10 protein-coding genes are annotated in these 12,961 nt (G+C 64.0%); 6 read left to right on the top strand and 4 right to left on the bottom strand.

Annotated features, from left to right (window positions below; genetic code table 11):
- The first annotated feature begins 182 nt into the window (after positions 1-182).
- Positions 183-758 carry a cyclodeaminase/cyclohydrolase family protein gene (locus DU502_RS11585; RefSeq protein WP_121921906.1) on the top strand — a complete coding sequence of 192 codons (576 nt, stop codon included), beginning with the start codon at positions 183-185 and terminating at the stop codon, positions 756-758.
- Positions 759-764: 6 nt separating this feature from the next.
- Here the strand turns inward: DU502_RS11585 and DU502_RS11580 are convergent, their stop codons facing one another.
- Positions 765-2,927, bottom strand: a complete 2,163-nt coding sequence (locus DU502_RS11580; RefSeq protein WP_121921905.1) for a (Fe-S)-binding protein — start codon at positions 2,925-2,927, stop codon at positions 765-767.
- Positions 2,928-3,072: 145 nt separating this feature from the next.
- Between DU502_RS11580 and DU502_RS18885 the strand changes: the two genes are divergently transcribed.
- The 4 genes from DU502_RS18885 to DU502_RS11565 all read left to right on the top strand — a co-directional run bounded on the left by DU502_RS18885 (position 3,073) and on the right by DU502_RS11565 (position 7,606).
- Positions 3,073-3,207, top strand: coding sequence for a hypothetical protein (locus DU502_RS18885; RefSeq protein WP_277872156.1), 135 nt, complete (start codon positions 3,073-3,075; stop codon positions 3,205-3,207).
- A gap of 137 nt (positions 3,208-3,344) precedes the next feature.
- Entirely contained in the window at positions 3,345-5,879 is a 2,535-nt protein-coding gene (locus DU502_RS11575) for a GcvT family protein (RefSeq protein WP_121921904.1), read from the top strand.
- 2 nt (positions 5,880-5,881) lie between these two features.
- Positions 5,882-6,634: an electron transfer flavoprotein subunit beta/FixA family protein gene (locus tag DU502_RS11570; protein ID WP_121921903.1), complete on the top strand. Its 753-nt coding sequence runs from the start codon at positions 5,882-5,884 to the stop codon at positions 6,632-6,634.
- A gap of 3 nt (positions 6,635-6,637) precedes the next feature.
- Complete coding sequence (locus DU502_RS11565) at positions 6,638-7,606, top strand: electron transfer flavoprotein subunit alpha/FixB family protein (RefSeq protein WP_121921902.1); 969 nt, start codon at positions 6,638-6,640, stop codon at positions 7,604-7,606.
- A gap of 71 nt (positions 7,607-7,677) precedes the next feature.
- On the opposite strand, the gene DU502_RS11560 is transcribed toward DU502_RS11565, so the two are convergent.
- From DU502_RS11560 to DU502_RS11550, 3 genes are all read right to left on the bottom strand, one after another.
- Entirely contained in the window at positions 7,678-8,640 is a 963-nt protein-coding gene (locus DU502_RS11560; protein WP_158601206.1) for an FAD:protein FMN transferase, read from the bottom strand.
- Entirely contained in the window at positions 8,633-10,906 is a 2,274-nt protein-coding gene (locus tag DU502_RS11555) for a 4Fe-4S binding protein (protein ID WP_121921900.1), read from the bottom strand. Before DU502_RS11555 ends, DU502_RS11560 begins: the two co-directional genes overlap by 8 nt.
- Before the next feature lie 312 nt (positions 10,907-11,218).
- Positions 11,219-12,361, bottom strand: a complete 1,143-nt coding sequence (locus DU502_RS11550; protein ID WP_124897064.1) for an LEA type 2 family protein — start codon at positions 12,359-12,361, stop codon at positions 11,219-11,221.
- 365 nt (positions 12,362-12,726) lie between these two features.
- Here DU502_RS11550 and DU502_RS11540 point away from each other — a divergent pair, with 365 nt between their 5' ends.
- On the top strand, positions 12,727-12,960 hold the full coding sequence (locus DU502_RS11540; protein ID WP_121921897.1) for a DUF2249 domain-containing protein: 234 nt from the start codon (positions 12,727-12,729) through the stop codon (positions 12,958-12,960).
- The last annotated feature ends 1 nt before the right edge of the window (position 12,961 follow it).

Below are 12,961 nucleotides of genomic sequence, written 5' to 3'. Positions count from 1 at the left end.
GCCTTCGTCGAGGTGTCAATTAGAGAATTCCTCGGATCGGACGGGCAACCGTCCAGTATCGAGGTCCATCACTCGTATCCACACGGTCTTGCCGGTGACCAACGGACGGCATCGTCGGATGGAAACGACCCACGGGACTGTCGCGAACTTCTTACGTGCCGGCAACGCGAACCGCAGGTACGGTGAACTCCAACAGACAGGCGCTCGACCGGTTCCTCTCCGAAATCGCATCCGAGAGCGTGACACCGGCCGGCGGGACGGCCACCGCAGTCGTCGGTGCGGTCGGCGCGTCGCTGTGCGAGATGGTCTGTATTCACACCGTCGAGGCGGACGGAGCAACGGAGTTAGTCGACGCGCGCGAGGCTCTCCGAGAGCAGCGGGGTCACCTCCTCGACCTCGCCGAAGCGGACGCGAGCGTCGTCGACGACCTATTCGGCGGAGCCGACGGCCAGCCGGACGAATCGGGAATCAAGCGATCGATCGGCGTCCCGCTCACGATCGCCGAGTCGTGTCTGACCGTCCTCGAACTGGCGGTCGACGTGACGGCGACGGGGAACCGAACCGCCGTGGCCGACGCCGCCACCGGCGTCATGTTAACTCACGCGGCGTTCCGTGCCGCTCTCTTCACCGTGCAGAGCAACCTGAGTCAGAGCGCGGACCCGGCGTTCGTCGCCGATATCGAGCGGCGTGTCGCCGAACTCGAGGATCGAGCCGACGAGGCGTACGATCGGGCGGTGCGACACGCGCAAAGGGAGTGATCCCACCTACTCGGTCGTAGCCGGGGTTCCATCGGTGTCGGTGTCGATGGCTTCGACGAGCAGTTCTGCGACGTCGACGATTTCGATGTCGTCCTCGTAGCCGCCGGTCTTGCGTCCATCCTCGTACATCGTCATGCACATCGGGCAGGCGACGACGAACTTCTCGACATCGTCGCCGGCGTCCGTATCTTCGAGTGCCTCGCGCATCCGCTCCTCGCTTGGCTTGGTCTCCTCGTCGTGATCCATCCAGAGGCCGCCACCGCCGCCCCCACAGCAGAAGGCGTCGTTACGGTTGCGGGGCATCTCCGAGAGGGTCGCCCCCGTCGCACGGATGAGATCCCGCGGGGCCTCGTACTCGTCGTTGTAGCGGCCGAGGTGACAGGGGTCGTGGTAGGTAACCGTGTAGTCGAGTTCGTCGCCGGCGAGGTTGAGTACCCCGTCCACGACCATTCGTTCGACGGCTTGGGTCCAGTGTAGGACCTCGATCTCGCCCTCCGCATTCCACTCGCCATCGTAGTCGAACTCCATCAGCGGATCCTCGGCGAACTCCGCGAACTCCACCTCCGGATACTCGTTCTTGAACGTGTTGTACGAGTGCGGGTCGGTACAGATGATCGTCTCCGGATCGACTGCCTCGAACTGCTCGACGTGATGGCCCGCGAGGTCGATATAGAGAAACTCCTCGCCGAGCCGGCGGATATCGTTGCCGTCGTACTTCTCGTCCTCGAAGAGGATGCCGTACTCGATGTCGGCGTGTTCGAGGATCCTCGCGAGCGAGCGGGCCACCTTCTTGTTTCGCTCGTCGTAGCTCGGGTAGTCGCCGACGTACCAGAGGTACTCGATGTCGGTCTCGCGGGCGTCCGCGACCTCGAAGTCGAGGTCGTCGGCCCAGTCGCCGCGCGCACTCGGGGCGTCGCCAAAGGTGTTGCCCGTCCGCATGACGTTGTCGAACGTATCTTGGATATTCGGTCGAACGTCACCCTGATCCGTGAGTTGGCGGTTCATACGCGTGAAGGAGCTGAGATGCTCGATTTCGACTGGACAGGCGTCCATACAGGCCATACAGGCCATGCAGGACTCCATCGTCTCGGCGGCGATGACGCTCGTCCCGCCATCGGCGACGATGTCGATCGATTCGGCTTCGCCCGCGACACGTTCCTCTCGGTACTGTTTCAGGTCGAGTATCACGTCCCGGGGATCGAGTGGGCGGCCAGACGATTCCGCCGGGCAGACCGACGAACACCGGCCACACTTCGTACACGCGTCCTGATCGAGCAGTTCCTTCCACGTGAAGTCCTCGATGTCCTCGGCGCCCGTGTCGGCGTCGAGGTCGGCTGGAATCCCGGGGAGGCGCACGCCGGCTTTCTCGTCGCGAGTCACGACGTTCGCGTACGACGAGAGCATGTGGAATGGCTTGCCGTACGGCACCGCAGCGACGAACGCGAGCGCAAGCAGGGAATGAGACCACCAGACCACGGGATAGACGGCTTCGGCCGTCGATTCACTCATCCCTCCGGCTGCAAGCGCGTCGGCGACGAACCAGCCGACGAAGCTCACCGTCTCGAACGCCGGAAAGCCGGTGCCGAGGATGCGAACCCCTTCGGTCAGGTAGCCGCCGACGCCGAGCAGAAACAGCGCCCAGATGAAGAGGTCGTCCTCTGGCCCGGTGTGTTTTCCCCAGAGTCGCCACTTCCGGGCGGCGTAGCGCCGGTACAGCGCGACGCTGAGGCCGACGACGAACAGCAGGCCCATCGCGTCCAGTACCAGCGAGTACGAAAGGTAGAAATCGCCGACGAAGAAGGACTGCTCCTCGCCGAGGAAGGCGGTGACGGGCTGGTAGATGTCCATGTCGATGGCGAGAATCGTCGTCCCGATCAGCAGCGTGAGAAATCCCCACATGATCGACGCGTGCATGAGCCCCCCGACCGTGTCCCGATCGAAGAGCGTCCGGTTCGAGAGGACGACTCGGGCCGCAGTGACGATACGCTTCGGTAGTTCGTCGAGTCTGTCGAACCAGTCCTGCTGACCCGTAGTGTATCGGTCTATCCGTCGGTAGACGCCGTACGCGAACACCAGAATCGAGAGAGCGGCGAGGGCGTAAAACACGATCTCGCCGACGTGTCCGATACCCCAGAACGTGGGTCTGGTGACGACTCCCTGGACGATCATGACTAGTGAAGATTCTCGAATTTCGGAATAAATGTTGGCACGAACTGGCTCCGATCCGCCAAGCCGTGTGCCCGCCAGCATTGATGGCTGGACCGCGCCGACGCCACTACTATAGGTCCGACAGCCGTAGCCACCCCTCAATACGATGACCTCACTAGATCGGTTCAGCCACCCCGCGTGGGTCACCGGTCTCGCGACGGCTGCCAGCTACAGTCTTGGACTCCTCGCGATGTTCGTCCTCCTGTTCGTCGTCCCCTTCCTGCTGTTCCTGTTCGCATAAAAGAGTGTGCAGTAGTTCGGGGATAGCTAGTTGTCGTTGGCAGCGGAAGCTATGAGGATGATGTCCGAGTCGCACACCTACGACCTACGACTGGAACGCAACCCGGTGAACGAACCCGCGCCCAATCCCGAACCCAGATGACCGCGAACGACTTCCCTTCGAACGCGGGCACGGTGATCGTCGGAGCGGGTATCGTCGGTAGCTCTCTGGTCGGTGAACTGGCCGAACGCGGACGCGACGACATCCTCCTGATCGACAAGGGGCCGCTCTCGGACCCCGGCGGCTCCACCGGCCACGCGTCGAATTTCATTTTCCCGGTCGAACACAGCAAGGACATGACGCGGCTGACCGCCGACAGCCGCGACATCTACCGGGAGTTCGGGGTGTTCACCAACTCCGGCGGTATCGAGGTTGCCAGAACCGAAGAGCGGATGGAAGAACTCAAGCGCCGTGTCGTCTCGGCGAAAGCGTTCGGCGAAGAGGCAGAACTCCTCACGCCGGCGGAGGTTGAGGAACTCGTCCCGTACGTCAACACCGAGATCATCAAGGGTGGCTTCTACAGCAAGGGCGCTGGCACGTGTGACCCGCTCCGCGCCGCCGACCTCTACCGCCAGAACGCCGAGGAGAAGGGAGCCCTCCGGACCGCGCCGAATACGGAGGTGCTCGATCTCCACGTCGAGGACGGTACGATACAGGCCGTCGAGACCGACCGCGGCACCGTCGAGGCCGACGAAGTCGTCGTCGCGGCGGGGCTCTGGAGCCCGAAGATCGCTGATATGGCCGGCGTCGACATCCCGCTGACACCAGCCGTCCATCAGATGGTTTCGGTCGGGCCGATCGAGCGCTTCGAGGAGGGTGAGGGCGAGATCAACTACCCCGTCGTCCGCGACATGGACACACAGATGTACGAACGACAGCACGGAAACGACCTCGAGGTCGGCTCCTACGAGCATCGACCGATCCTGTGGGACGTCGACGACGTGCCGTCCATCGAGGAGTCGCCGCTGTCTCCGACTCAGCCACCGCTCACCGAGGACGCCTTCGAGGACTCGATGGCGCACGCCCTCGAGATCGTCCCGGACATCCTCGACGATCCGGACGCGGGGATCCGCCACTCGATCGACGGCCTCCTATCCGTCACACCCGACGGTCATCCGCTCCTCGGACCCATCCCCGAGGTGGACGGTCTCTGGTCCTGTGCCGCGATCTGGATCAAGGAGGCACCCGCCATCGCCCGCGAGGTCTCGAAGTGGATGACGAAGGGCCACCCCGACATCGACATCGTCGCCCACGATCACGTCGCCCGCTTCGACGAGTACGGCGAGACCCGGGAGTTCGTCAAGTCGCGCGCCCACGAAGGGTTCCAGAAGATCTACGGCATCGTCCATCCGCGCGAGCAGTGGGAGTCGATTCGACCGCTCCGGACGAGCGCGTTCTACCACCACCAGCGAGACCTCGATGCCGAATTCTTCGAGGCCGGCGGCTGGGAGCGGCCGCGCTGGTACGAGTCCAACGCGGACCTCGTCGAGCAGTACGCGGACGAGATCGATGACCTCCGACGACCGAACGAGTGGGACAACCGCTGGTGGTCCGAGATCATCCTCGCCGAGCACCTCCACCTGCGTGACAACGTGGGGATGATCGGTGACACCGGGTTCGGCATCTTCGACATCGTCGGCAGCGACGCGATGGAGAACATGCAGCGACTCTGTGTCGCCGAGATGGACGTCGACATCGGTGAATCCGCCTATACGCCGGTACTCGCGCCGAACGCCGGGTTCGTCTCGGACCTCACGGTTGCCCGTCTCGGCCGGAACCACTACCGCGTCATCACCGGCGGCGCCCACGCCGGGCAGGACAAGACGTGGTTCACCAAACACCTCGAAGGCGACGCCGAACTCATCGGTCGCTCTTCGGAACTGTGCACGCTTGGCGTCTGGGGTCCAAACGCTCAGGAACTGATGGACGACGTCGCCGAAGAGGAGATGTCCACCGACACCTTCGATTTCGCGGACATGAAGGAGATCACCGTCGGTCCAGTGACGGCCAAAGCGTTCCGCATCTCGTACGTCGGCGAGTACGGCTGGGAGCTGTACGCGCCGATGGACCGGGGCCAGAAGCTCTGGGAGACCATCTACGAAGCCGGTCGGGAGTACGACATTCGTCCGATCGGCACCGGCGTCTACGGCGAAACCGGTCGGATGGAGAAGGGGTACCGCCTGATGGGTGCCGAACTCGATATCGAGTACGATCCCGCCGAGGCGGGGTTGGACTTCCACGGCGTGAAGGATGCCGACTTCATCGGCAAGGACGCCTACGCCGAAGCCCTCGACGAGGAGAACACCGCGACACTGTGTACCCTGTCGGTCGCGGATCACGCACCCGACGGCGGCCAACCCCGGTTCATGACCGGCGGCGAGCCGATCCTCGACGACGAGGGGAACGTCCTCGTCGACGCCGACGGTCGACGCTCGTACGTCACGTCCGCCGGCACCGGCCCCTCGGTCGGCAAGCATCTCCTGTTGGCGTACCTGCCACCGGAACACGCCACCGAGGGCGAACGCCTCTGGGCCGAGTACTTCGGCCAGCAGTACCCCGTCGATGTCGAGGTCGTCGGTCACGGCGGCGTCTTCGATCCCGACGGCGACCGACTGTTCCGCAACCAGTACTGATAATGGAGATACTCACCGCAATCAAGCGCGTCCCGGAAACGGGATCGAAAATCGTGTTGACGGAGGATCGGACAGCAATCGACACCAGTTCGCTCGGATTTACGGTCAGCCCACACGAGGAGTGTGCCATCGAGGAGAGCGTCCAACTGGTCGAGGAACACGGTGGGAGTGCTACCGTTCTCACGCTCGGGAGCGGGGACGCGACCGAACAGCTCCGGTCGGCCATCGCGATGGGCGCCGATCACGGCGTCCTGCTCGAAACCGAGGAGCGATGGGGTCCGGCCGCGACGGCACGGGCCATCGCATCCGCAGTCGAGGCCGACGACACCGACTTCGATCTCCTCCTGTTCGGAAACGAGTCCGCCGACGCGGCGAACCATCAGGTCGGTGTCCGCGTCGCCGAAGCACTGGATCTACCCTGTGTCACGGGCGTCAAGGGACTCGATATCACGGACGGCACGGCGACCGCCGAGCGCGACATTCCCGGTGGCACCGAAGTCTACGAGGTGGATCTCCCGGCTGTCGTGACGGTCAAGGAGGGACTGAACGAGCCACGGTACCCCTCGATGCGTGCGAAGATGCAGGCCCGGAAGGCCGATATCGACCGTCGCGATCCCGAACGGTATCGGGACGGACTCGAACTGATAGAACTGGAGGTTCCGGAAACCGACGACAGCCCGGCCGAGATACTCGGCGAGAGCCCCGACGCGGCGGCGGAGGTCGTCGACGTTCTCGAAGACCAGGAGGTGATCTGACCGATGGTCCTCGCGTTCGTCGAACACGACGGCGGCGAACTCGACGACGCCTCCGCCCAGACGCTCACGCTCGCACGCGACCTCGCGACGGGGGTCGACGAACCCCTCGAAGCGATTGCCTTCGGCCCGGAGGCAACGGCCGTCGCCCACGACGCCGGAGTCTACGGGGCCACGGTCGTCAACGCCGTCGAGCACGACGACCTCGACAACTATGCGCCCGAAGCGTACGCCCGAACGGTCGTCCAGTGTGCCGAGGGGACCGGGACCGACGCAGTCGTCGCCCCCGGAACCGATCGGGGATCGGAGGTCCTCGCGCACGCGGCCGCGAAACTCGACGAGACGATGGCCGCGGAGGTCGTCGAGGTCGACCCCGATGGCGACGCCTACCAACTCACCCGCCAGCGCTGGGGCGGGACGCTCCTCGAACACGCGCGACTCGACGCCGACACGAAAGTACTGACCGTCGCGCCGAACGAGGTGTCGGCGTCTCCGACGGACGACGACCCGGCCGATGTGAACCCGTTCACACCGGACCTCGAGGCAGGTGATCTTCGAGTTCAATGCCTGCGCACCGAGGCGTCGGACACCGAGGGTGTCCCACTGGGCGAGGCCCGCATCGTCGTTTCCGGTGGTCGCGGGACAGACGGCGATTTCGAGGCACTCGAAGAACTCGCAGAGCGACTCCCCGACGCCGCGGTCGGTGCCTCCCGAGCCGCAGTCAACGAAGGGTGGCGACCGCACGACGATCAGATCGGCCAGACCGGAACCAAGATCGCCCCCGAGATCTACATCCCCTGCGGTATCAGCGGTGCCGTCCAGCATATGGTCGGCTGTAAGGGCGCCGAAAACATTCTCGCAGTCAACACCGATCCGGACGCGGCCATCGTCGGGAAGGCCGACTGGGTAGTCGTCGCCAACCTCCACGAGGTCGTTCCGGCAGTCGTCGAGGAATTGGACCGGCGTACCGAGTGAAGTAGGTCGGCGGCCAGTTCTATCGGCCGCCGGAACCGATTCGACTTAGTTCGACGCTGAATCGCGGCCGTTCAGCCGGGAATTTCTCGCCACGAGTCGGTTCGAATCAACTCGCCGCTCGTGGTGAGGAACATCCCCCCGGCGTCGACCCGTTCGAGTATCGACATAGCCGCGGAATCGTCCATCACGAACGCCGCGGTCGAGAGGGCGTCGGCCCGTTCGGCGGTCGAAGAGACCACGCTCGCGCACGTGTCTTCCTCCGGCCGACGGGCAGTTGCCGGTCGAATCACGGGGTCCGCTCCGCTGGTACGTTCCCCATGAGACACCTCGTACGACCCGGAGGTCGCAACGGCTCCGTTCCGGAGGCGGATCCGCGACAGATAGCCGTCGCCGCGGGGGTCGTGAATGCCGATATGCCACCGGCCCTCTGAGCCACCGAACGCACGGATATCGCCGCCGGCTTCGATCATCGCCTCGTCGACCCAGCGTCTGAGCGTCGCACACCCGCGGTCGACGATGTACCCCTTCGCGATACCGTCGAGCGTGATGGGGACGGCCGTGTGGACGGCACCGTCCCGAATCCGCACCTCGTCGAATCCCGGTACGGCATCCGCCGATCCCCCGCTTGTGTCGCCCCTCAACGTGTCGGCCAGTACCGGCAGGACCGTCGGATCGAACGCGCCCTCGGTCCGGTCGTGGACGCGGCGGGCCGTCCGGAGGACTGACACGAGTTCCGGTGAGGGATCGGTAAGTGTCCCCGAGGCGTTCAGTCGAGCGACCTGCGCGTCGGCGTCATGTCGGGAGAACACGCCGATCAGCCGCTCCATCTCCGCGAACGCCGCGTCGATCCCGCTTGCGGCTCGATCGGGCGACGTGGTGACCGCTGCGGCCGTCACGAGTGTCCCCATCATCGGACGGACGCTTCGAACCTCGGTTCGGTCGCGGCCGGTGAACGATGTTCGATCGAGGAGTCCCACCCCGACCGCAGTCCCGGCCAGCGCCGAGAGTATCGACCGCCGATCGAGGTCACGCATCACCATCACCCCGCTCGTGGCGGGTGTCGGTGGGCCAGGTCGGCGTCGACGAATCGTCGTCCCACTCCGTCGAGATGTCGTCGCGTTCGATACGATCCGTAGATTCGCCGCTGCCGTTCGAGTCGGATCCCGAAGCCCCGTCGTTCACATCCGAATCCACAGCGAGGATACGGCGTTGCTCGCGAGTCCGATCAGCCGGCCGAATCCGCTCGATCAACGCCGGATCCTCCCACGCAGCGCTCCAGTCGCCGTCCTCGGGGTCGTACTGGAGCAAGACGGGGCAGCTGTCCGGGTCGTAGTAGTTCTCGACGCAGACCGAACACTGGAAGCACTGCTGGCGAGCGATCGAGCCGTCGTCACGAATGGCCTGAAACTCGCAGTCGGTCTGGCACTTCACGCAGTCCCCACAGAGGTCGTACCGCTGAATCTCCCGTTGCTGGAGAACGTTTCCGAACGAGAGGCCGGCACCGAGCGGACACAGATACCGGCAGTACGGTCGGAAGACGACGGCACCGGCAACGACCAGCAGTAGGGACCACCCGACGTAGAACGGGTTGCTGACAAGCGAGTAGTAGAACGCCGCCTTGAACGGTTCGACCTTCGCGAGTGTCGCCCCGACGTTCGTCGATACGAGGACGCCGACGACGATGAGAACGAACAGCGGATAGCGGAGCTTCTCCAGTCGCTCGTGGTGCCGGCGAGGAAGTTCGTGCTCCCAGGGGGTGAGCCGGTAGAGCAGTTCCGACAGTGCACCGAACGGGCACACCCAGCCACAAAACGTCCCACGCCCCCAGACGACGACGGTGAGCGCGAAGAAGCCGAGTACGAGGAGAATCAGTGGCATCGAGAAGAAGAGCACCCAGTCGAACCCGCCGCCAGTGAGCCAAGTGATCATCTCGCGAACGAAGGCCGCGAGTTGCTGACTCGTCGGCTGGGCGGGTCGATACCAGCCGATGAACAGGAGGCTGACGGCGAGCACGATGTGGCGGATGGCGTCGTACGAGACATCCACCCCCTCGGTGGCGAGGAGGCGGCGACGCAGGGCGAACAGCCCCGCGACGAGGGAAAGGCCGACTACCAGTAGCAGCGACTCGGGCCACGCACGCTCCCATGCGCTCCGCACTTCGTGGAGCCAATCGGGCGTCGTTCGAGCTACGAGCGCCGCCACCGTCCCAGTTCCCGGGGGGATGTACGTTCGACTCACGGTCCGTCCGTCGCTAGTGACGACGACGGCGAACGGTCGCGTCGGATCGAATCGGTCAGCTCGAACCACCACGACCGCGCTCCAGTCGACCCCCTGCACGGACGGACGGATCGGCGTCGCGTCGAACTGGCGCGCGTGCTGTCGGACGGCGAGCGTGTCGGCGTTCCACCCGTCCGGGATGCCGTCGAGGCCGATCCAGACGAACGTCGTCCCCGGCCATCGATCACGGAGGCGGTCGTGGCGCTGATCCCCGAGCAGCCGGTCACCGGTGCGTTCGGAGTCGAGCGGGGTGACGTAGAGCCCGACAGGGCCTGCGTCGGTCGAGACGCCGAGGGCGCTCGCGCTGACGTTCCACCGTTCCAGCGACTCGCTTACCGCCAGCCGCCGAACCTCGCCCCGGTTCGCGCCCGCCGCTCGTTCGACCCGCGTCCCCGTCCGGTTCCCGTCGGTTTCGTTCGCGACGCTCGCGTCACTCACGACCTCCTGATGACGGGCGACCAGCCGTGAAGAGCGCATGATCGTCTCGACGGTTACCTCGGAGGTGACCGTTGCACGCGTGATCGCGTCAACCTCGTACTCATCGGCGTCCGGATCCTCGAAGACGACATCGCGGGTGACCGAGAGGCCGACGAGTTGATCGCCGAGTTCGCGAAGTCGCGTCCGCGTCGCCCGTCGCTGGAAGAACGGCTCGTGCTGTTCGACCAGTTGGACGCCGGTGATGGTTCCCTCGGTGTCGATGCCCACGAGGAATTCGACGGGCCGGTCGCTGAATCCGACGGTGTCGACGACGTTGCTCGTCAGGAAAGCGTAGCCGACGAGGCGGCGTTCGCCGTCGACCACCTCGTACGCTCTCACCGTCCGGTAGGGGCCGGTCGGATCCGAGAACTCGTCGGCCGCTGGAACGACTTTCCGGAGGTTCCGCTCGGCGAACGGTTCGGTGACGAGTTGTTCCTGTGCTGCCCCCGGGTCGCGTGCGGCGGCCGATAGCCCGACGACTGGCGAGAGCGACGCGACGACCAGTAGCGCTGCCGCAGCGAACGTTACGGTCCTTCGATCGAACATCGTCCTACCTTCTCCGTTGTGGTGGAACGAACGAACGGTAGCTCGGGCGCGATGAACGGCTCACGGCGGACGATGCGAACTGGTCGATGCGGAACGCGCGGGCGGATGCACGTGGAATACATGGTCGCGTGATTCACACCGGTGGGGCATCGTGGTGCCGACCTGAACCGACGTTACGTCCGTGTAGCGACGCTCGCACCGACTGATCCGCCAGCGACATGCCATCGAGCTGGTCGGGTCTGCAAAATGTAATTCGTATGTCGGTTAGCAAAACCGTGCTGCCGAACGAGTTCGGGGCGATGGTGGGGGATGTTAACGCAGATCAACGACCGATATGGTCGACTCACCTGGTGTTCCGAGCACGCGGGACGATGTTGTCGCCGTCTGTACGCCGGTCCCAGTCCGGTTGGCGAACAGTTCGGTTTCGATACGATGGGTGTACGTGAGTGAATCGAGGGGTAGTTGGACGACCCCTGATTGGCTTTCGGCCCGCGTCGAGAAGTCGATACGAAACTCCGTCGTCTCCCCGCGTTCGAGGTGGGTCCGCCACCACTCGTCGAGTCGGTCGTGGTCAAGCGTTACGGTCAGGCGAACGGTACGGTTCGACCTCGGGGGGATGACACCCCGCGTTTCGGAGACGCTTTTACCCATCTCGATGCCGTTCATCGTCGCCCGATATCCGAACCCGTAGATGGGCACCGGATAGGCGTTCGGATTGTATGCGACCAGCCGTACCTCGATCCGACTGTTCGACGAGTCGATGGAAGCCCAGCGGGCAGTGGTCTCCTTGACGTAGAGGAAGGACCGTCCGCCGGTCACGTTGCTCCCGACTGGACGAGTTGCCGTGGAATTGAACTCGGAGAGCATCGCCGTTTCGATCGTTCGGCGCTTCTCGACCCTGTCGGGGGTATTGCCCGAAGTCCGTAAGGAGACAGTGACAGTACGTTCGGTCCGCTGCTCGTTTCGGATGTGATTCACCCACCACAGCACGATGCGGTCGTGGGAGAAACGAGTTGTCAGGAGAGCGGTCGTCGTACCCCGATTGATGGCGACGCGCCGCTCTGTCGACGCCATCTGTACGTCGTTCATCGCAACCGCATAGTCGACGACGACATCGCCCTCACGTGCCGCCGCCGGTACACGAACGCGAACATCACTCTTGACGGCGGTTTCCGTCCCCGTGACATCGGAGAATCGACTATCGACACTGGTTATCGACGGGCGGAGCGGAGCGTCAGCCGAGCGTCGGGCTTGGTCGTCGTCGGCATCGTCGGTGTCACCGGCGAATCCGATCGGTGGTCCGTACACTGCGAGACCCGTGACGACGAGGGCAATGACGCTTATTGCAGCTAGACGTTTGACTGTCGAAGCTGCTTGAGACATATTGGATAATATATATTTTCGCGAAATAACGATTGGCCCGAATATGGTCGTGACGCGGCGGCGTTCATTCACGGCTCATAGCGGAGACTACGGCGGCACGAGGCGCTGCTACTATTTACGAGACGAATCGATTCGTACGAACACTCTCGACGGTATGTGACTACGAACACTCGTGTACCCGCTGTCGTCCGTCGAACCCCGTCTGGGAATCGTCCTTGGTGCCCTCTGTGGTATCGTTGGTGTCGTACTTCGCGGCCCCGAGAGCGGCCTGCTGGCTGCGTTCGTGGGGTACTTCCTCGGGAAGTCGCTACAGAGTACGCTTTGGACGTTCAGAGGCCAACGGACGACGTGATCTTAGTCATCCGATAGTAACGAACGGGTTCGCGAATGTCTTCGCGGCAACAGTCACCTGCGTCGCAACCCACGTTGTCATTGCAATGGCCGAACAGCAACTCGATCTCCGGGAGATACCGCCGCCGCAACGACATCCGAAGATCTTCGACGCGTTCGAGGAGTTGGAGAGCGGCGAAGCACTGACCCTGATCAACGACCACGAACCCAAACCCCTCTATCACCAGATGAGCGCCGAAATCGAATCGTTCGACGCCGATGGATACACTGTCGACCGCGTCGGGCAGAACGAATTCATTGCGCGACTTCCAAAGAAGTAGT

Origin of the sequence: Haloplanus aerogenes (assembly GCF_003856835.1) — an archaeon.
GTDB lineage: Archaea > Halobacteriota > Halobacteria > Halobacteriales > Haloferacaceae > Haloplanus > Haloplanus aerogenes.
The sequence above is the reverse complement of the archived record's forward strand: the minus strand, read 5'-3'. Positions and strand labels throughout refer to the sequence as shown.

What these genes read in the sequence shown, in the direction of transcription:
- DU502_RS11555 (WP_121921900.1), bottom strand. Translation starts at nt 10,906, where the DNA reads ATGTTCGATCGAAGGACCGTAACGTTCGCTGCGGCAGCGCTACTGGTC.
- DU502_RS11580 (WP_121921905.1), bottom strand. Translation starts at nt 2,927, where the DNA reads ATGATCGTCCAGGGAGTCGTCACCAGACCCACGTTCTGGGGTATCGGA.
- DU502_RS11570 (WP_121921903.1), top strand. Translation starts at nt 5,882, where the DNA reads ATGGAGATACTCACCGCAATCAAGCGCGTCCCGGAAACGGGATCGAAA.
- DU502_RS11575 (WP_121921904.1), top strand. Translation starts at nt 3,345, where the DNA reads ATGACCGCGAACGACTTCCCTTCGAACGCGGGCACGGTGATCGTCGGA.
- DU502_RS11560 (WP_158601206.1), bottom strand. Translation starts at nt 8,640, where the DNA reads ATGCGTGACCTCGATCGGCGGTCGATACTCTCGGCGCTGGCCGGGACT.
- DU502_RS11565 (WP_121921902.1), top strand. Translation starts at nt 6,638, where the DNA reads ATGGTCCTCGCGTTCGTCGAACACGACGGCGGCGAACTCGACGACGCC.
- DU502_RS11540 (WP_121921897.1), top strand. Translation starts at nt 12,727, where the DNA reads ATGGCCGAACAGCAACTCGATCTCCGGGAGATACCGCCGCCGCAACGA.
- DU502_RS18885 (WP_277872156.1), top strand. Translation starts at nt 3,073, where the DNA reads ATGACCTCACTAGATCGGTTCAGCCACCCCGCGTGGGTCACCGGTCTC.